Genomic DNA, 18,707 nt, shown 5'->3' with positions numbered 1-18,707 from the left:
CTCATTTAGAGGGATACGTAACCGCTCACCTCTACATCCCTTTTCATCTGCTGAACAATAAAAACAAACGGCATGAATAAATGCCGTTAGCAAAGCTTGTTCACCTATGTGAACCATTCAACTTATATTATATCACAATATTTGAAAAAATAGGATTACCGATTTTCTATTACTTTCGACCGATTATTTCTACTTCTGTTTCTAAATGAATGCCGTATAATTTGTGAATGATGTTTTTTACATGTTGAATTAAGTTCAGAACATCTTCTGCTTTTGCATTTCCTGTATTAACGATAAAATTAGCGTGCTGTTCAGAAATTTTTGCTCCACCGATTGAATAGCCTTTTAAACCGGCTGTTTCAATTAACTTTCCCGCGTAGTTTGGAAGCGGATTGCGAAAGATGCTGCCGGCACACGGATAGTTCCACGGTTGTGTCTCACGGCGATAATCTTTATTTTTTTGCATTTCAGCAACAATTTCCTCACGTTTTCCCTCTTTTAATTGCAATACAGCTGCAATGCAAATTCCCGGACGTTTATGTTGTAAAACCGATGTCCGATATGAAAACTCCATTTCTTCGTTCGTAAGCCATTCAATTGAACCATCTTCAAATAAAATTTGTGCTTTTTTCACAATTTTAGACATATCGGACCCATGAGCTCCTGCATTCATATAGACGGCACCGCCGACCGATCCTGGAATCCCTCCGGCAAATTCTAAGCCAGACAATCCTTCTTTACTGATGATTGTTGCGAGTTTAATAAGAGAGTATCCTCCACCAACTGTAACCTCTGTTCCATTAATAAAGAGATTGGCAAATCCATCACCAAGCTTAATGACAACTCCTTCGATTCCTAAATCGGAAACAAGCAAATTAGAACCCCGGCCAATGGCACGCCACTTTACTCCATGTTTACGAATAATCTCCATCGTTTTTTTTAAGCTTTCCACATCATTTGGTTCAACCAATACATCAGCCGGACCGCCGATTTTTATTGTTGTATAATTAGCTAACGGTTCATTTCTTTTAACTTTCCCTACATTTGCATTCATTAGCTCTTTTACAATCACATCCACAAAAATTCCCCTTTCTAAATACTATTTTAGGAAAACTTTAATTAAATGAGCTCGCGGAATAAACGATCCTGATATAAAACAACACGATAAGGGTCTGACCCAAAAGCAAAGTGTCAGACCCCACAACACAATATATAGAACATAGTGTCGGATAAGTAAACTATATGATTGTGTAATATACGTGAGGTCAAACGCTTATCGGTCAGCTCCTTGTCCCCTTTTTTATTTGGCTATTAATATCTTGAATGGCGGCTGATGTTCAATAGCACTCCTATCGCCATTAACATAAGCGTTAACGATGAACCGCCATAACTAAGAAATGGCAGCGTAATTCCCGTTACCGGCATCAAACCGGTAACAACTCCAATATTAATCATGACTTGAATCGCAATCATCGAAATAATGCCGATAGCAAGAAAGCTGCCGTATAAATCAGGGGCACCGAGAGCGATTCGCACCCCTCGCCAAAGAAGAAGACTAAACAAAAGCAATACAAGTGACCCGCCGATAAATCCTAGTTCTTCCGCTAAAATGGCAAAAATAAAATCCGTTTGCGGCTCAGGCAAATAAAAAAATTTTTGTCTGCTTTGACCAAGTCCTAAACCAAACAGCCCACCCGGTCCGATGGCATACAGTGATTGAATCATTTGAAATCCGCTTCCTAACGGATCTTCCCATGGGTTTAAAAACGATGTAATCCTCTTAATCCGATAAGGCGCGGAAAGAACAAGAGCGGCAAAACCGGCCAACCCTAACAAGCCTAAACCGGCAAAATGGATAATGCGGGCACCTGCCACAAAAATCATCGCAATACACGTGCCGACCATCACCGTTCCCGTTCCTAAATCAGGCTGCAGCATGATCATACCAAAAGCAGCAAACACAAGCGTTAAAGCCGGAAGTAACCCTTGTTTAAAAGAAGTGATTTTCTTTTGATGTTCAGATAGAAACTTTGCCAAAAAGGCAATCATTGCTAATTTCATAAACTCTGATGGCTGAATCGAAAATGCTCCAACACCGATCCAACTGCGCGAGCCGTTGCGCGTCATTCCAATTCCTGGAATAAGAACAAGAACGAGCAATACGAAGCAAACGATTAAAATCACTTTTGCCCATGTTCGCCATGTCCAATAATCAACGTTCATAATAAAAAACATCGCGATAATGCCAACCGCAGCAAACAAGAGCTGTCTTTTCGCAAAAAAGAAAGAGTCATGAAACTTATATTCAGCCCAAACCGCACTTGCGCTGTACACCATAATTAGGCCAATGGCAAGCAAGGAAAACGTAATGATAATAAGTAAAATGTCAGGCGTAGACTTTTTTCCGTGCAATGCGGAACACCTCATCTTTTTAAACTGTAACAGGGGAGGGATCATGAGTGCTGATTATCCATTATTATAACTATTTTCTCGGTGATTCACGCTTTTCTGCCGTGATAACGGAACGTGAACGCCGGCGGACAAATCCATTTATCCGCAAAGTGTTCTCCGTCGAGTTAGGCAGAAAAGCTATGAAATAAACCTGCTTTCTCTGGATTTTATTGGTTAATCAACACACCTCGTGGAGGGATGTCCCCTTACTTCAACTTATGCACCGCACCGATAAAAATGTCTCCTCTTTGTTCAAAAGTTTTATATTGATCCCAGCTTGCACAAGCTGGTGATAAAAGAACGATATCTCCCGGCTGTGATAATTCATAGGCAATTGGTACGGCTTTTTCCACATTATCGACATGTTCAATCATTTCTATTCCTGCCTGCTTTGCCGCACGTTCTAGCTTTTGTGCCGTTTGTCCAAAAAGAACAATGGCCTTCACATTTTTAAAATATGGAATCAATTCATCAAACTCATTACCGCGATCAAGCCCGCCGGCAAGGAGGATAACAGAGTCCTGTTCAAATGCTGATAAAGCTTTTTGCGTTGCAAGAATATTTGTGGCCTTCGAATCATTATAAAATTTACGACCATTTACTTCCGCAACGAATTGCAAACGATGTTTTACGCCTGTAAATGTTTTTAACACTCGAACAATTGCTTCATTGTCTACGCCTGTTAATTTGGCGGCAGAAACCGCTGCTAAAATGTTTTCCAAATTGTGTTTTCCCGGCAATGCAATATCTTTCGTTTCAATGATTTCTTCACCATTAAAATAGATCATGCCATTTTCCATCCAAGCACCGTTTTGTAAACGCTGCGTTGTTGAAAAGAATACTTTTGCTGCATCCGATGATTGGACAAGTTTCATGACCGTTTCATCATCCGCATTCACTACAGCGAAATCATCATTTGTTTGATTTTTAAAAAGATTTCCTTTCGCCTGAGCGTACGCTTCTTTTGTTCCATGATAGTCTAAATGCGCATTAAATAGGTTTAACAATACAGAAATTTTCGGCTGGAAATCCATAATTCCCATCAATTGAAAGGAAGAAAGTTCTGTCACGATCCAATTTTCGCTAGAAGCTTCCTTTGCGACCTCGCAGGCTACCGTGCCGATATTTCCGGCAATTAACGGCTGCTTGCCGCCTTCCTTTAACATTTCATAAATTAATGTTGTCGTCGTTGTTTTTCCATTTGAACCTGTAATACCGATAAACGGAGCTTCAGAAATTTGATACGCTAATTCCACTTCCGTTATGATCGGTATACCTTTCTCCATCGCTTTTGCGACAAGCGGATTATAATACGGAATCCCTGGATTTTTCACCATTAAGTCGAAAGATTCGTCCAAAAGTTCAAGCGGATGGCTGCCGCAAATAACGCGTATCCCCATTTTTTCTAAACTTTGCGCTGCCTCATTTTCCTCAAACGGCTTCTGATCATTGACTGTTACTTTTGCACCTAACTCATGCAGCAACTTCGCAGCAGCGAACCCGCTTTTTGCTAAACCAAGTATTAAGACATTTTTATTTTGATACATAGTCACCTTTTTCAATTAAATCCACACCTCGATATAAATTCCAAGCATTGCAAATAGTAAGCCGACTGCCCAAAATGTAACAACAACTCGCCATTCAGACCAACCAACTAGTTCATAATGATGGTGCAATGGACTCATTTTGAACACTCGTTTTCCAGTCGTTTTAAATGAAATTACCTGGATAATAACAGATAATGTTTCAATGACAAACACACCGCCAATAATGACAAGCAAAATTTCTAATTTCGTTAAAATCGCTACCGTTGCGATGGCTCCGCCTAAAGCAAGCGATCCGGTATCCCCCATAAACACTTTAGCCGGATGCGCATTAAACACTAAAAATCCAAGAACAGCACCAACTACAGCCACACTAAAAATAGCAATGTCATACTGCGATTGATTCCAAGCCAAGACAGCATATGCTCCGAATGCAATCGCTGCCGTGCCCGCTAGCAGCCCATCGAGACCGTCGGTTAAATTGACGGCATTTGAACCGCCGACAAGCATAAAAATCATTAATAATATATAACCCCATCCTAAATCAAAAGTAAAGTCAATTCCCGGTATGCGCAGTTCCGTCGAAAAATCATTTTGCTGATAAACAAAATAAAAAATAAAGGCAATCATTAATTGACCAAATAATTTTTGCTTACTAGTTAAGCCAAGATTCCGTTTCATGACCACTTTAATAAAATCGTCTAAAAATCCGAGCAGACCGTAGCCAATCGTTACAAACAGCAATAAATAAGTTTGCACGGTAGGCTCAGAAAATTTATTTGTCATGACAATTGTTGTAGCAATGAGCGATAACAAAATCATAATTCCGCCCATCGTAGGGGTGCCTGATTTCTTTTGATGTGACTTTGGCCCCTCTTCCCGAATGCTTTGCCCAAACTTTAATCTTCTTAAGAAGGGAATAAATATCGGCGATAACAATACCGTAATTAAGAAAGCCATTGCAATGGTGAAAACAATTACTTGCTCTAGCACGACTGTCCACCCCCTTCTTCTTGTAGCCGTTGTTCAAGCTGTTTTAATACGTCTATTACAGCTATATGATATGAATGATTTTCTTCAATATGAGCCCCTTCTATATTCAAATAAAATCGGGTCATCTTGTCATTCTCCATTTCGTCAGATTGCAAATATGTTTCAACAATTTCTGTTAATGCTTGAAGCGGGGAAGAAACGAAAAAAACAGGAAACTGATTCGGAACATAAGCAGGCAGCGGCACGGTCTTTTTCCAAAGTGCAGCAACCGCTCCATTTTCAATCGCCTGCTGCAGCTCTTTATGTTCATATCTTAGCGGCACAAACAACCCTTTAGCTGCTGCTTGCAGCGGATGAACGAATAGATGTTGAAATTGAATCGTGTCATCTTCAATTCCGCGCGTTACTGGAAACAGCTTTTTTAAGAAGCGATACGTCAGCATGATTCGTTTCGCTCCTTAATGGCCTGGCGTGCCACAAGCCGGTCATCAAACTCCAGCACTTCGCTTCCAATAATTTGGTACGTTTCGTGTCCTTTTCCGGCAATTAAAATGACATCCCCTTCTTGTGCGTGGAAAATGGCATAACGAATCGCTTCTTTCCTGTCAACGATGGAAATATATTGCGTTCCTTTCACGCCTTCTTCCATATCTTTTAAAATAGCCACCGGATCTTCAGAGCGCGGATTGTCAGAAGTAAAAATCGGTACATCTGCATAGTCAGCAGCGATGCGTGCCATAATCGGCCGCTTCGTGCGATCGCGATCACCGCCGCAGCCAACAACAACATACACTTTTCGTTTAGCAAATTGCTTAATCGTTTTTAACACGTTTTCCAAACTATCAGGAGTGTGTGCATAGTCAACAATAACGGTAAAATCTTGGCCGCCATCAACGACTTCAAACCGTCCTGCGACACTTTTCATTTCCTCAATGGCCTCAACAATCGTAGCGAGTGGAACCTTTGATACTAAACAAGCTGCTGTCGCTGCAAGGATATTGTAGATGCTAAACTTGCCAATCAGCTTCGTCTTCACGCGAATCGTATCTAGCGGTGTCACAAGATCAAATGTTGTTCCGTTTGCTGTAATTTCAATATTTTTCGCCATAATATCGCTTTCTTCATCAATTCCGTATGTAATCACTGTCGCTGCTGTACTTCTTTTATATTCGTTCGAAGCTGGGTCATCTTGATTAAGGACGGCAAACTTTGGTTTATGATGATCGAAACGGTTGCCTAATTGCGCAAATAACAGCCCTTTGGCCCAGCGATATTCGTCCATTGTTCGATGATAATCTAAATGATCCTGCGTCAAATTCGTGAAAACAGCAACGTCATAATCGCACCCATGCACTCTTCCCATATGCAATGCATGCGATGATACTTCCATTACTGCCACATCAACATTTTCATCTACCATTTGCTTAAATGTTTTTTGCAGAACGAGCGATTCAGGCGTTGTATTTTTCACGTCATACGTTTGATCGCCAATTTTAATATTGATCGTCCCGATCAACCCCGTCTTCTTATTAGCGCGGCGAAAAATATGCTCAATAATATGAGTCGTTGTTGTCTTGCCGTTTGTGCCCGTCACACCAATTAAATGTAATTGATGTGTCGGCTGGCCGTAAAAAATATCGGCAAGGACGGCCATTGCTCTTTTGCTGTCTTTGACGATAATGACTGGTACATCTACGTTAATTTCCCGCTCGGCAATAATCGCTGCCGCCCCGTTTTCAACAGCCTGCTGGGCAAAGTCATGCCCATCAACCGTAAAACCTTTAACGCAAATAAATAAAGAGCCTTGTTTTACTTCACGTGAATCCATCTCGATCGATGTAATGGTTGGATTCTCACCAACATATGTTGTAAAATCATGCAAATAAGAAAGCAACGATTGTAATTTCATCGCATTCATTCCTCTCGCTTGGCTTCTTAATTTAACAGTTCAACTATTATATCATAACAGAAAAAGAAGCCATGAGGTTACTTTCCTCTAGGCTTATCTTTCCGATGAAGCAGCATTCTTCGCTCCTAAATAGACGCGAATCGTCGCCCCTTCTTTTACCTTTGCACCTGCTTGCGGCGCTTGTTCAATAACCGTTCCTCCTTCTCCACTAACATCTAATTTTAAGTTAAAAAGCTGCTGTTGCAAGTCTTTTTTTGTCAGGCCAATTAAATTCGGAACTGTTACAACTTTCGGATCATTCCACACTCTTTCTTTTTCAAGCTGCTCTTTGCGTGGTTTCACACCTAAAGCGCGAAGGCTGTCTTCCATAATTTTTCCTACTATTGGAGCGGAAACTACTCCACCAAACTGCACCGTTCCTTTTGGATTATCGACAGCAACATAAACAACAAGCTGTGGGTTATCCGCTGGAGCGAAGCCGATGAATGATACAATATGATTATTTTCTAAATACCGTCCATTTTGTGCTTTTTGCGCTGTTCCTGTCTTTCCGCCAACACGGTATCCTTCAACAAAAGCCCCTTTTCCCGTTCCTTGGGCCACTACGCTTTCAAGCGCATATCTTACTTGCTTGGACGTTTCCTCGGAAATAACACGGCGTTTCACCTTTGGAGTGTTGCGGCTTATGACCTCTCCTGTAACAGGATCAACCCACTCCTTTGCAATATATGGCGTATACAAAATCCCGCCATTAATCGCTGCGGAAACAGCAGCAACCTGCTGAATCGGCGTAACAGAGACTCCTTGACCAAACGCAGTCGTCGCCTGTTCCACCGGACCAACACGATTCATATCAAATAAAATTCCTTTTCCTTCTCCTTGCAAATCAATGCCCGTTTTCTCACCAAAACCGAAATCTCTTATATATTTAAATAACGTTGTTTTTCCTAATCGCTCCCCTAATTCGACAAAACCCGGGTTGCATGAATTTTGGACAACCTCAAGAAAACTTTGATGACCATGCCCTCCTCTTTTCCAGCAGCGAAGAGTAGCTCCTGCTACTTTGGCATATCCAGGATCATGGAAATGGTCTTTTAATAAATCCACTTTTTTCTCCTCCAATGCAGCAGCAAGAGTGATAATCTTAAAGGTAGAACCAGGTTCATATGTGCTCCAAACCGGTAAATTGCGGTTAAAAATTTCCGGCGGGACATTGCGATAGTTTGCCGGGTCAAAATCCGGGCGGCTTGCCATCGCTAAGATTTCGCCATTGTTCGGATTCATGGCAATAGCTATCATTCCATCAGGGTTATACTTCGTTTCAGCAATGTCCAGCTCCCGCTCAACGATGGTTTGTACGCGCGTATCAATCGTTAACCGCAAATTCAAACCGTCCGTCGGCGGTGTATAATTATCAGCCATATTCGGCATTCTCTTACCTTTCGCATCAGAATAAAATTGTACTGAACCTTTTTTCCCGCTCAATTCTTTATCATAATAAAGCTCCAGCCCTGTCAATCCTTGATTATCAATGCCGGTAAACCCCAATACGTGGGATAAATAACTGCCAAATGGGTAATATCTTTTAGAATCTTCGGCAATATAAACTCCTTTCAGACCAAGTGCGCGAATTTCTTTTGCCTTTTCATGGGAAATTTTTCGCCCCTCAGGGTGAATCCGTTCGATTAAAGTTCGTTTTGTTATATGCTTGTATGCTTTTTCGACAGGCATATTTAATGCTTTTGCCAGCTTCTCTGCTGCCTCTGTAGGATTTTCAATTTGCCGCGGTACAACATACACAGTCGGAGCGCTCATATTCGTAGCGAGCGGAATATTATTTTGATCTAAAATTTCTCCCCGCTCCGGTTCGAACGGAATATTGCGGCTCCACGAATTTTTCGCTTCTTCCGTTAACATCTTTCCAAGGACAAATTGTACATATCCAAGACGAACATCAATAATGGCAAAAATAAGAAACCCAATCAATAATACGATCATTAGTCGTTTTCGAACAGTGACATGTGAAACGCGCATATAGCGAAACCTCCTTTATAGAATGGGCTCGTTCCACTATATGCTTGTACCGGTTACAATAGAACGTCAATTACTAATCAAGCGGCTTATTCTCATCTTTTTGCTTTTTATTTTCCTCTTTTTGTCGTGCGATTTCAGCGATTCTTTTATCCATCTGCTGCGGATTGGCCAGCTCAACAATCAAATAATCTCTAGGGTTTACTTTTGCACCAGGCGGGATATTTTGCGTAACCGCATAACCATATCCTTTCATGCTCGGCTGAAGCTGCAATAGTTGCGCTAATTTCATAATATCGCGCAGCGACCATCCAGTAACATCAGGCATTGTTGCTTGTCCGTCTGTTTTTAAAATAATTCTCTCGCGGGCAATCACTTCTTCGCCAGCTAACGGTATTTGCGCTTCAATTCTCTGTCCTTTGCCCACAAAAACAGGTGTCAATCCTTTTTCTTGCAACCGCTTCGTTGCTTCTTCAACCGTCAAGCCTACATATTCCGAAAGAGCGATGCCTTTATTACTTTTTAGCTTTCTTTTCATTTCAAGAGAAGGTTGAATATTTAAATATTGTAAGCTGTTTTTCATGACGCTGTTAAAAATCATTGAGACAGGCGCTGCTCCTGTTTCTGTGTAGGAAATTTTTGGTCTCTTCACCGCAACATACATAAGCAGGCGCGGATTTTCTTTAGGCGCCATACCTAGAAAGGAGAAAATATAGTTGTTATAGCCGGTTAAATATCCGCCATTTGGTGAAGGAATTTGCGCCGTACCCGTTTTTCCGGCAACACGATACCCTTCAATTTTATATGGCCGCCCTGTTCCTTTTTCCGAAGTAACAACCGTTTCTAAAATATCCAGTACTTTTGCCGCGGTTTCTTTTGTAATCGGCTGTCCAACAACCTTAGGTTTGTTCTGCTTAACTACTTTCCCTGTGTCAGGGTCGACAATACGGTCAACGATATAAGGTTTCATCATTTTGCCGCCATTCGCAATGGCAGTAGCTGCCTGAATTTGCTGAATCGGAGTAACCGATGTTCCTTGTCCAAATGCAGTCGTTACTTTCTCAATCGGATATCGGTAAACAATATTACCAATTGTTTCACCTGGAAGATCGATGCCTGTCGGCTGATGAAAATGGAACCGGTGTAAATATTGCAGAAAGCGATCTTCTCCTAGTTTTTCTCTTACTAAAATGGAAAAAGCAACATTCGAAGAGCGTTGCACCCCTTCATTAAAAGAAATGGTGCCCCATCCGACTTTATTATGATCGCGAATCATATTTGGCCCGATTTTATAAGCCCCGGACTTGTAAAGTTCATTGCCATTGTAGACCCCTTCATTAATAGCAGCAGCTAACGTAAAAATTTTCATCGTCGATCCTGGTTCGTATGGATAGGAGATCGCATCGTTCATATAATATTGAATGTTTCGCTTGTTCGGGTCAAAGCTTGGTCTTGAACCCATCGCCAAAATTTCTCCTGTCTTCGGATCAGCGACAATAGCGATGATTTTTTCAGGCTTGTATTGTTTTTCCACCTGGTTCATAGCATCTTCAAGGAACGTTTGGATTTTTTGATCAATCGTTAAATATACATCGTTTCCATTATCAGGCCGAACGATCGATTCTTTCGTGTTCGGCAGCTTTAAGCCTTGAGGATCGCCCTTAAAAGTCACATACCCATCTTTTTCTTTCAAGTAATCATTTAAGCTTTTTTCGATCCCCATGGCTCCAACTGTTTGCCCGTCTTCCTTATCGCTTTTTTGGGCATAGCCAATCACGTGGGAAGCAAATGTCCCATTAGGATAAAACCGCTTTGTATCACGAATGAATCCAATCCCCGGAAGATGCAACGCTTCAATTTTCATTTTTAATTGTTGGCTAATATTTCGTCCCTTTGGACCAAACTCTACTTGTTTCGCATCTTTTTTTAATATTCTTTCCACTTCGCTCACTTTCATTTTCAATAATGGAGCGAGTTTTTTTGCCGTCATTTCCGGGTCAACGACATGGCGCGGTTTTTTCGGATCGGTTGTTAACGTTTTATCAAGGACAGCCACAACGGTATACGATGGCGTATCCTCGGCAATGATTTCACCGTTGCGGTCAAAAATCGTACCGCGCTTAGCCTCAATGACCCGCTGCTGTTTATACCGCTTCTCCGCCTCAGCAGCCAGCATTTGGCCATCCGCTGTTCCCGTTGCCTGTAAATAAATAAACCGGATTAACAATATAAAAAAGAGCAGACTAAACAAAATAAATAAACCAGCTGCTCCTTTATTGATGTTCATATGCTTTTTATATGTCATCGCCCATCATTCCTGTACTACTTTGACATTATTTTCGTTCAATGAAAGACCGAGCTCTTTTGCTTTTTCTAATATACGTTCATATGTACTGAGCTCTTGTACTTGAACAGATAAATCATTATTATATTTTTTCTGTTCTTGTATCGTTTCCTCTAGCTGTTGAATTTGTTTATTTGCTTGATAAATCGCCACTTGATTAGAAACAATTTGAATGCTGCAGTAAACAACAAACATAGCAAACGCGAACAGAAGCACTTTTTCCCCTAATGTCGTGCGAAATTGCCGCTTCCGTTTCGGACGCACGTGATGCTCTCGTCTTTGTACTTCGTTAGTTTTTATTTTAACAGCTGCATGATTCAAACTCTTTGCCTCCTCCAATTACAATTTTTCAGCGATACGAAGTTTTGCCGAACGCGCCCGATTATTCATGGCAAGTTCCTCTTCTGACGGGACAATTGGTTTTTTTGTAATAATTTTCAGTTTCGGCTTATATTGTTCTGGAATGACAGGCAACCCCGGCGGGAGCTTCGGGCCTTCACTCGCTTCTTTGAATGCCGCTTTGCAAATGCGGTCTTCTAAAGAGTGGAATGTAATCACACTGATTCTTCCTCCCGGCTTTAATAAGTCAATCGCCTGTTGAATCGCTTCTTCAAACACCTTTAATTCATCGTTGACAGCAATGCGAATCGCTTGGAAAATTCTTTTTGCCGGATGCCCGCCGCTTCTTCGTGCCGGCGCTGGTATGGCCGCTTTAATCAATTCAACTAACTCGCCAGTCGTTTCGATCGGCTTTTGCTGACGCGCCGTTTCAATTTTTCGCGCCACTTGCTTTGAGAATTTTTCTTCCCCATAATGAAAGAAAATTTTCACCAATTCTTCATAGGACCAATGATTGACGATATCATACGCCGTTAATGTTTGTTCACGGTCCATGCGCATATCAAGCGGTGCATCATGATGATAGCTAAATCCCCGCTCCGGTATATCCAACTGCGGAGACGAGACACCTAAATCAAATAAAATACCATCGACTTGATGAACCCCATGTTCCGCTAGTTTATCCGTTAAAAAGCGAAAATTGCTTTTAATGATCGTTACTTGTTTTTCATATTTTTTAAGCTTTTCTTTCGCATGTTTAATGGCCGTTTCATCTTGGTCAAAGGCAAATAATTTCCCTTCTTCTGACAGCTTCGACAATAAATATTCACTATGACCTGCGCCGCCGAGCGTACAGTCTACATATATACCATCTGGCTTTACCTGCAAGCCATCGACTGTTTCCTTCAATAAGACTGTTGTATGCTCAAACACAGTCTCACCACCTTTATTTTTGTAATAAATCCATTATGGCAACCTTTATATTATATCGCAAAACTAATCATATTTTTAGGTGTTTCTTTTAAAAAATCGTCTTTGTCTGTTTGAAATTGTCGCGACGTGTAAAATTTTGTCCTCATTATTAACTTACCATACCTTTTATTACCATGCTACTTACTTATGTACTATTCTCATCGAGCAAAAAAAATCCTGCGTTAAGCAGGACTTTTTTCTTCGACGTTTTCTTCGAAAAACGGTTAAATATAAACAATTTTATGCATGCCATTCCACTTATAATCAAGGCGCAATAAGCGGTCTACAAAGTCCAACCCATGTTTGTTCATGTAGTAAAAGATGTTCCAAATCCGCTCCTGAGGCGCACGGTTCGGCATTAAAGCCATTTCAATCCGCGCAAACTTTCGAAGCTCTGCTTCATACTTTTGCTCTAAGCGGCGCTGCAATGTTTGGTAAAGAAAATCTATTTGTGCTTGAAGGAAACTAGCATTTTTCGTCAACAAATCCGCTAATCCGCGATCAATCTCCATGCCAATTTCTCTTAACGGACGATGAATCTCTTCGATGTTCGCTTTTGCATTTGCAAAAAGTTCCTCAAGCGGATACTTAAACTGATTGCGCAGCCAAATTTCCTTTGCTTGTTCAACTGCTCCTTGTAAAACCGCAGAGACGGTTAACCCTACTTCTTCGATATCGGTATGAATGGAGCGTTCAACAAGCGTTATGTTAAGGCGGGGAACAACGGGCGGCATTTTAAACTCAAATAAAGAAAATACTTGTTTAAGTTCAGCCCAGTAAGCAATTTCCCCAGGGCCGGCAATAAAAGCTAATGTCGGGAACAAATATTCTTGCATTAACGGCCTTGTCACAACATTATTACTAAAGAAATGCGGTTTTGTTTCAACAAGCGAAGCGAGCTCTTCATATGTGAAGGAAACTTCTCTTTTTTTGCTATGAAACTGCTGAATTTGTTCATCGTACTCCAACAAAAGCCGCTCACCGTCATGATGATAAAACAAATGAACAGACTGTCCCTGAACATCGAGCGTTTTTTTGTATCCGAGCTTATTTAACTCTTCTTGTTGCGCTAAGACAAGCTTCGTAATTTCACGATGACGATTGAATAGCTGCACAAAAAAATCACGCTCAATCGCTCTTAATTCTGAATCTGCCGCATTAATCACTACCAATCCTTCCGAAGCAAACAGGCGCAAAATGAGCGAGGCAAAAAAGTCAACAAATGTTTCTGCTTCCTCTAAGCTTTCTTCAATAAACGAAAGCAGTTGATTGGTCACGTCCGTTTCTCCATATGTTTCAACAATTTCTTTTACCCATTCAAAACATCGTTGGCGGTCAATCGGTAAATCAGCCACCATTCGTTTTTCGGAAAATGTATATGGGTATGTTTTCTTCTTAATTTTTTCGTTTTCTGCTACATATACGTGGTTCACTTCGGCAACATCATGATCTTCTCCAGCAATCCAAAATACCGGCACAACCGGCACTTTTAATGCTTTTTCCTGCTGTTTAGCCAGCGTCAAAATCGAGATAATTTTATGAATCGTATAAAGCGGGCCCGTCAAAAGTCCTGCCTGCTGTCCACCAATGACTACGACGCTTTCCGGGTCAAGAAGTTTATGTATATTGTCTAACGTTTTTTTACTTACCGTAAACTTTTGATGGTAGTGCAGCAAATGTTCAACGAGCTTTTGCCGCGGGTATGCTCTTTCTTTCAAGTCACGTAGACGCATTTTGAACACGCGAGCATCATAAATATCGTAATCAAATCCAACTTTTATCGGAAATAATCCTTCTATATAATCCGTTGCTAACGGTGTTACAGACGGTAAAGAGATTTCCATCATCTCCATTGACGAAACTTCCTTTCTCGTTTTCATTTATCTTTCTGCCAAGAGTATACCATTTCTTTTCGCAATATAAAAAAATAAGGCTCTACAGATTTTCTATCGTACGCATAATGAGACCGTAAATGAGCAAGCTAAAGTAGGCAAAAGAAAAGAATAAGAAATTAAAACGCCAAAACAAACGAAACACAGGTGCGAGACGCACATCTTGTTTTTTCCGCCAATAACCTATCATAAATAATACTTTTAGTAAAAGCAAAAATATAATAATCATCCATAAATATGATGTATTCCAAATCGCCATAATCAAAAAATGGACTCCCAAAATAAAAAAGACGGTCGAAACGTTCATGGCTAAGTGAAATGACTTCTTTTTTCGTTTCAAAACTTTTCTTCCAAGCATATAAACAACCATAAAAGCCGCAATCGGCACCGTAACAAATGTCGCAAAAAGTCCAGAAACGAAACCACTCATTCGAACTTCCCCCTTCGTTCCATTCCCTTAATCGCATGCAGCAAAAATTCACATAAAGGGGTTTGTATGTTCATGCTCTTTCCTCTCTGAATTATATATCCTAAAATAGCATCGATTTCTGTTTGGCGACCTTGTTCGATATCCTTCAACATCGAAGAGCGGTTATTCGCTGTTTTCTCACATACAAGAACGATGTTTTCCCACGCTTTCTGTTCATTTGGAAGCGATAATACGTCTTTTAGTTCACTGAACAGCAATTGCATCATCATTCGGTACTCATTTACTTCGAGCAATTGTCCGTTTTTCACACGCAATAACGCTGTCAAAGGATTTACGACGGCATTAATCGCCAGCTTCATCGCCAACATTTCATACCAATCTTTCTTAAACAAAAATGGGAAATGAGACGAAGATTGCTCAATCAAACGCTGAGCTTCCCCTATTTCTCCTTTCCAGACCGCGAGGCTGATTTTTCCTTCCCCTGTATGTTCGACTGTACGGTCATCATGTTTTAACGCTCCATGCTCTACAACACCAAGCACAATATTTCGATTATTGAATCGGCTTAAAAGCGGCAAATGCCCCATTCCGTTTTGCAAAAATACAACAGTTGGAATATTTTGCAGCCTATTCGCTGATGAAGCTAATTCAGGCAAATCATATTGCTTGACAGTAACGAACACGACATCTTCATTCATCTCACTTTGTTCAATATGTTTCGTCTTAATGAAAAACGTTTTTTCCTTGCTGCCTTTTATAAAACATAAACCATTTTTATTTAGTAAAGCCGCTTGCGATTGTCTTCTCGTATAGAGTGTTATATCATACATACGATGTAAATAGGCAGCTATTAGCAGCCCGACTGCCCCGCCGCCAACAATCCCCACTTTCATGTCTACTTTTTCCTCTCTTTCTATCCATTAACTATTTATAGTTATTGTAACAAATGAAAATGGGTTGCGTTAACTAACAAACATAACAAAAATAAAGGCTGTCTCATAAAACCAGGATTCCCTCAAACTATACCGGCATTTTCATTCCTTTGCGATAGAGATTGTAGTAGAGGGGTCTGAACCTACGTTTTTGAGACAGCCTATAACTCTTCTTATTTTTCAATTTTCTCCAGATTCCCATTTCGTTCCATTTGAAATTTTACTTTTTTTGCTTGCTCATCTTCTTCAAAAACGACCATCTTTCTCGCGCGTTCCATAATACCAATCAACGTTTTATAATCTTCTTGCACAATTTTCAATTCTTTTTCCAGCAGCTCTTTTTCTGCTTGCAATCTCGTTATCGTATGTTGCAATTGTTCCATATCTTTTTTTAAAGCACGGTTTTCATCGATCGCATGTTGAAAGTCATTTTTCGATTGATGATATCGTTGCAAGAAAGCGATCACTTCTTCCAAAGTAAGCTCTTTCGCTGCTGCGATCTCCGCTGTTGCCGTTTCCTTCCGTTCCATATGAACAGCCGCTTCTTTTTTCTTTTCTTTCCGCTGTTTTTTCGCTAGTTCAATAGCATCTTTATACTGTTTTCTTACATACGAATTCCAACGAAAACCACAAGCCGCTGCCGTGCGGGAAAGGCGCCGTCCGACGTCTTCAAACGCTTGAAGCTGCGTCCCGCCTTCACGAATGTAACGCAATACTACTTCGGCTAACAATAAATCTTCATCTTGTGTCCATGCGTCTTGGCGCATACTTGTCATCCTTCATCCCCCTAGTCGCTTTTTTCACTATATGTATGCGACTAGTAGAAAAGATAGACTATTTATTTAAAAATGCACGCACGGCTTCATCATGCTCGGGCGATTCCCATAATACGGAACATCGTTCAATTTCAGCAAAAAACCTAGCGCGAAACGCTTCATTCTTCCATTTCGCAACCGCTGCTGTTTTATATGCCCGCAAAACGTGTACAGATTTGGATAAATATGGAGAAAGAAGCTTTCTACATTCTTCTTTCAGTCCTTGTTCCGGCAAAAGAGAATGAATCCAACCGTATTCATACATTTTCTCCGCACTGACAGGCTCTGCCTCCAGCAATACATGGAGCGCACGATCGTAAGACATTTTTTCAAATAACATCGTGCTTCCGCCCCAGCCCGTTGTAATCGCCAACTTTCCTTGAACAAATCCAACTTTGCTGCCTCTTTTTGCATAGCGGAAATCACAAGCAGTTGCCAGCTCACATCCTCCGCCAATGACCGTGCCGTTAATCAGCGCAACCGTCGGCTTTGAAACGGTTAAAAGTGAATAGAGAATATTTCCCATTTTCCCAAGCATCGAATACGCTTCTTCTTTCGTTTGCAAACGATGAAAACTGCTTAAATCTCCGCCCGAACAAAACGCTTTCTCTCCCGCGCCAGTAATAACCAACACTTTCACATCGTCGTTTTGTTCAACCATTTGAATTGTTTTTTGTAAACAATCCATTACTTCATAGTTAATGGCATTTCTCCTTTCTTGTCGATTAATCGTAAACCAAACAATGCCGTCGTTATCTTGTTCTAACAAAACATCCGCCAACTTCTTTCCTCCTCTCTTTCACTTTTTATCCCGTTCTAATCGTCCGTAAGACTCCCACCTCTACAGGTGGGAGATAACGGACGCTAGAAGTGCGATAAGTTCAACTAACATCAGTGGGGGATGAAGAACCCCCCACTGATGAAGTTGCACTTTATTAAATTTAACGATACTCTCCTATTTTCCTGCCACTCTTCACCGAAAGTAAAACAGTATTTTCTCCAAAAAAACAAGAGGCTGACCCTAAAGCAAAGCATCAGACCCCACAACCAAAATATATAGTACATAGGATGAGAACACTATATATTATGGATTCTGCATGAGATCAGATACTTATAGGTCAGCCTCTTGCAACTTTAATCTGGTTAACCATTATTTGTTAACAACTTCTTTTCCTTTGTAAGTTCCGCAAACTTTGCATACGCGGTGAGCAAGTTTCATTTCACCGCAATTTGGGCATTCTACCATACCAGGTACTTGTAATTTGAAATGCGTACGACGCATTCTTTTCTTCATTTTAGATGTTCTTCTAAAAGGTACAGCCATTATTCCCACCTCCTTAAAAGGATTTACAAGTATGACGAAGGCCGGATAATGCCGGTTCTTCGCTCACTCTTCTTTTTTCTTTTCAAAAAACTTCGCTAAGCCGGCCAGTCGAGGATCAATTTTATTTTTCAGTTGTTCCTCAGTAATCACTTCCCAATCTTTTCCTGACTGCGGCGCAGCTCCTTCAACATTTTCCTGTTCTGAAAAGATTTGCAGCGGAATTTCAAGGAGGATCAATTCTTTCACAATCGGCAATAAGTCAACCGCTTCTCCTTGAACGACATGCATATCTTCATCAGTTGTATCATCATAATCATTTAATAAAAACGTCTCGATTGTATCAATTTCAAATGGGTAAGAGACGTCAACTAACGTTCGGGAGCACGGCAATACCATTGTTCCTTTGATTGTTAAATGAAACGTAAACTTTGTTGAACTCAAGTCAGCGCGCCCTTGAATATGCACAGGGGAAATATCGCGAATTGACTTGTCAACTTGTTTTAAATCAGAAACATCGACGGTTTCATCAATGGTTAATCCTTTGTTTTGCAGCTGATGAAGCTTATGAACGGTCCATTTCACTTAAAATCACCTCAAGGCAACAAAGAAAATTATACGTTTCGTTTTCTCGTTTGTCAATATTTTTTCTTTACACTATAATGTAGTCAGCTTATATACAATTTATCATGTTTTTGCCAAAACTCCAAATTTCATATGAGAAAGGACGAAAT

18 protein-coding genes are annotated in these 18,707 nt (G+C 40.6%); 1 reads left to right on the top strand and 17 read right to left on the bottom strand.

Annotated elements, in window-relative coordinates:
- Positions 1-169 precede the first annotated feature (169 nt).
- Complete coding sequence (murB, locus tag B0I26_RS01110; RefSeq protein WP_409991399.1) at positions 170-1,054, bottom strand: UDP-N-acetylmuramate dehydrogenase; 885 nt, start codon at positions 1,052-1,054, stop codon at positions 170-172.
- Between the two features lie 257 nt (positions 1,055-1,311).
- Complete coding sequence (gene spoVE, locus B0I26_RS01105; RefSeq protein ID WP_111643630.1) at positions 1,312-2,412, bottom strand: stage V sporulation protein E; 1,101 nt, start codon at positions 2,410-2,412, stop codon at positions 1,312-1,314.
- 47 nt (positions 2,413-2,459) lie between these two features.
- Here spoVE and B0I26_RS18160 point away from each other — a divergent pair, with 47 nt between their 5' ends.
- Complete coding sequence (locus B0I26_RS18160) at positions 2,460-2,600, top strand: hypothetical protein (protein ID WP_181502661.1); 141 nt, start codon at positions 2,460-2,462, stop codon at positions 2,598-2,600.
- Positions 2,601-2,657: 57 nt separating this feature from the next.
- Here the strand turns inward: B0I26_RS18160 and murD are convergent, their stop codons facing one another.
- The 15 genes from murD to B0I26_RS01030 form a co-directional block, all read right to left on the bottom strand.
- Positions 2,658-3,998 (bottom strand): UDP-N-acetylmuramoyl-L-alanine--D-glutamate ligase, encoded by a 1,341-nt coding sequence (gene murD, locus B0I26_RS01100; protein ID WP_409991398.1) that lies wholly within the window; start codon positions 3,996-3,998, stop codon positions 2,658-2,660.
- Positions 3,999-4,013: 15 nt separating this feature from the next.
- Entirely contained in the window at positions 4,014-4,988 is a 975-nt protein-coding gene (gene mraY / locus B0I26_RS01095; protein WP_111643628.1) for a phospho-N-acetylmuramoyl-pentapeptide-transferase, read from the bottom strand.
- A complete protein-coding gene (locus B0I26_RS01090; protein ID WP_111643627.1) occupies positions 4,982-5,431 on the bottom strand; it encodes a hypothetical protein in 450 nt (149 codons plus the stop codon). The genes mraY and B0I26_RS01090 overlap by 7 nt, the downstream gene beginning before the upstream one ends.
- Entirely contained in the window at positions 5,425-6,897 is a 1,473-nt protein-coding gene (locus tag B0I26_RS01085) for a UDP-N-acetylmuramoyl-L-alanyl-D-glutamate--2,6-diaminopimelate ligase (protein ID WP_111643626.1), read from the bottom strand. The genes B0I26_RS01090 and B0I26_RS01085 overlap by 7 nt, the downstream gene beginning before the upstream one ends.
- Before the next feature lie 93 nt (positions 6,898-6,990).
- The gene (locus tag B0I26_RS01080; RefSeq protein WP_111643625.1) at positions 6,991-8,931 is read right to left on the bottom strand and encodes a stage V sporulation protein D; all 1,941 of its coding nucleotides are present in this window, start codon (positions 8,929-8,931) and stop codon (positions 6,991-6,993) included.
- Between the two features lie 73 nt (positions 8,932-9,004).
- On the bottom strand, positions 9,005-11,233 hold the full coding sequence (locus B0I26_RS01075) for a penicillin-binding protein (protein ID WP_111643624.1): 2,229 nt from the start codon (positions 11,231-11,233) through the stop codon (positions 9,005-9,007).
- Positions 11,234-11,239: 6 nt separating this feature from the next.
- Positions 11,240-11,593, bottom strand: a complete 354-nt coding sequence (ftsL, locus tag B0I26_RS01070) for a cell division protein FtsL (protein ID WP_111643623.1) — start codon at positions 11,591-11,593, stop codon at positions 11,240-11,242.
- A gap of 18 nt (positions 11,594-11,611) precedes the next feature.
- Positions 11,612-12,544, bottom strand: coding sequence for a 16S rRNA (cytosine(1402)-N(4))-methyltransferase RsmH (rsmH, locus tag B0I26_RS01065; RefSeq protein ID WP_111643622.1), 933 nt, complete (start codon positions 12,542-12,544; stop codon positions 11,612-11,614).
- Positions 12,545-12,807: 263 nt separating this feature from the next.
- Complete coding sequence (gene bshC / locus B0I26_RS01060) at positions 12,808-14,436, bottom strand: bacillithiol biosynthesis cysteine-adding enzyme BshC (protein WP_111643621.1); 1,629 nt, start codon at positions 14,434-14,436, stop codon at positions 12,808-12,810.
- A gap of 82 nt (positions 14,437-14,518) precedes the next feature.
- Positions 14,519-14,905 (bottom strand): DUF3397 domain-containing protein, encoded by a 387-nt coding sequence (locus tag B0I26_RS01055; RefSeq protein ID WP_111643620.1) that lies wholly within the window; start codon positions 14,903-14,905, stop codon positions 14,519-14,521.
- On the bottom strand, positions 14,902-15,798 hold the full coding sequence (locus B0I26_RS01050; protein WP_111643619.1) for a 2-dehydropantoate 2-reductase: 897 nt from the start codon (positions 15,796-15,798) through the stop codon (positions 14,902-14,904). The genes B0I26_RS01055 and B0I26_RS01050 overlap by 4 nt, the downstream gene beginning before the upstream one ends.
- Before the next feature lie 212 nt (positions 15,799-16,010).
- Positions 16,011-16,613, bottom strand: coding sequence for an RsfA family transcriptional regulator (locus tag B0I26_RS01045; RefSeq protein ID WP_111643618.1), 603 nt, complete (start codon positions 16,611-16,613; stop codon positions 16,011-16,013).
- A gap of 58 nt (positions 16,614-16,671) precedes the next feature.
- The gene (locus B0I26_RS01040; protein ID WP_111643617.1) at positions 16,672-17,433 is read right to left on the bottom strand and encodes an enoyl-CoA hydratase/isomerase family protein; all 762 of its coding nucleotides are present in this window, start codon (positions 17,431-17,433) and stop codon (positions 16,672-16,674) included.
- A gap of 369 nt (positions 17,434-17,802) precedes the next feature.
- Positions 17,803-17,976 carry a 50S ribosomal protein L32 gene (gene rpmF / locus B0I26_RS01035; RefSeq protein WP_111643616.1) on the bottom strand — a complete coding sequence of 58 codons (174 nt, stop codon included), beginning with the start codon at positions 17,974-17,976 and terminating at the stop codon, positions 17,803-17,805.
- Positions 17,977-18,039: 63 nt separating this feature from the next.
- Entirely contained in the window at positions 18,040-18,558 is a 519-nt protein-coding gene (locus B0I26_RS01030) for a YceD family protein (protein ID WP_111643615.1), read from the bottom strand.
- Between the last annotated feature and the right edge of the window lie 149 nt (positions 18,559-18,707).

The sequence above is a fragment of the Paranoxybacillus vitaminiphilus genome (genome assembly GCF_003259935.1).
Classification (GTDB): domain Bacteria; phylum Bacillota; class Bacilli; order Bacillales; family Anoxybacillaceae; genus Paranoxybacillus; species Paranoxybacillus vitaminiphilus.
This window is presented reverse-complemented; position numbering and strand designations above follow the sequence as displayed.

Coding starts and splice junctions, on each gene's coding strand:
- murB (WP_409991399.1), bottom strand. CDS start 1,054: ATGAATGCAAATGTAGGGAAAGTTAAAAGAAATGAACCGTTAGCTAAT.
- murD (WP_409991398.1), bottom strand. CDS start 3,998: ATGTATCAAAATAAAAATGTCTTAATACTTGGTTTAGCAAAAAGCGGG.
- B0I26_RS01090 (WP_111643627.1), bottom strand. CDS start 5,431: ATGCTGACGTATCGCTTCTTAAAAAAGCTGTTTCCAGTAACGCGCGGA.
- B0I26_RS01085 (WP_111643626.1), bottom strand. CDS start 6,897: ATGAAATTACAATCGTTGCTTTCTTATTTGCATGATTTTACAACATAT.
- B0I26_RS01080 (WP_111643625.1), bottom strand. CDS start 8,931: ATGCGCGTTTCACATGTCACTGTTCGAAAACGACTAATGATCGTATTA.
- B0I26_RS01075 (WP_111643624.1), bottom strand. CDS start 11,233: ATGACATATAAAAAGCATATGAACATCAATAAAGGAGCAGCTGGTTTA.
- bshC (WP_111643621.1), bottom strand. CDS start 14,436: ATGGAGATGATGGAAATCTCTTTACCGTCTGTAACACCGTTAGCAACG.
- B0I26_RS01055 (WP_111643620.1), bottom strand. CDS start 14,905: ATGAGTGGTTTCGTTTCTGGACTTTTTGCGACATTTGTTACGGTGCCG.
- B0I26_RS01050 (WP_111643619.1), bottom strand. CDS start 15,798: ATGAAAGTGGGGATTGTTGGCGGCGGGGCAGTCGGGCTGCTAATAGCT.
- B0I26_RS01045 (WP_111643618.1), bottom strand. CDS start 16,613: ATGACAAGTATGCGCCAAGACGCATGGACACAAGATGAAGATTTATTG.
- rpmF (WP_111643616.1), bottom strand. CDS start 17,976: ATGGCTGTACCTTTTAGAAGAACATCTAAAATGAAGAAAAGAATGCGT.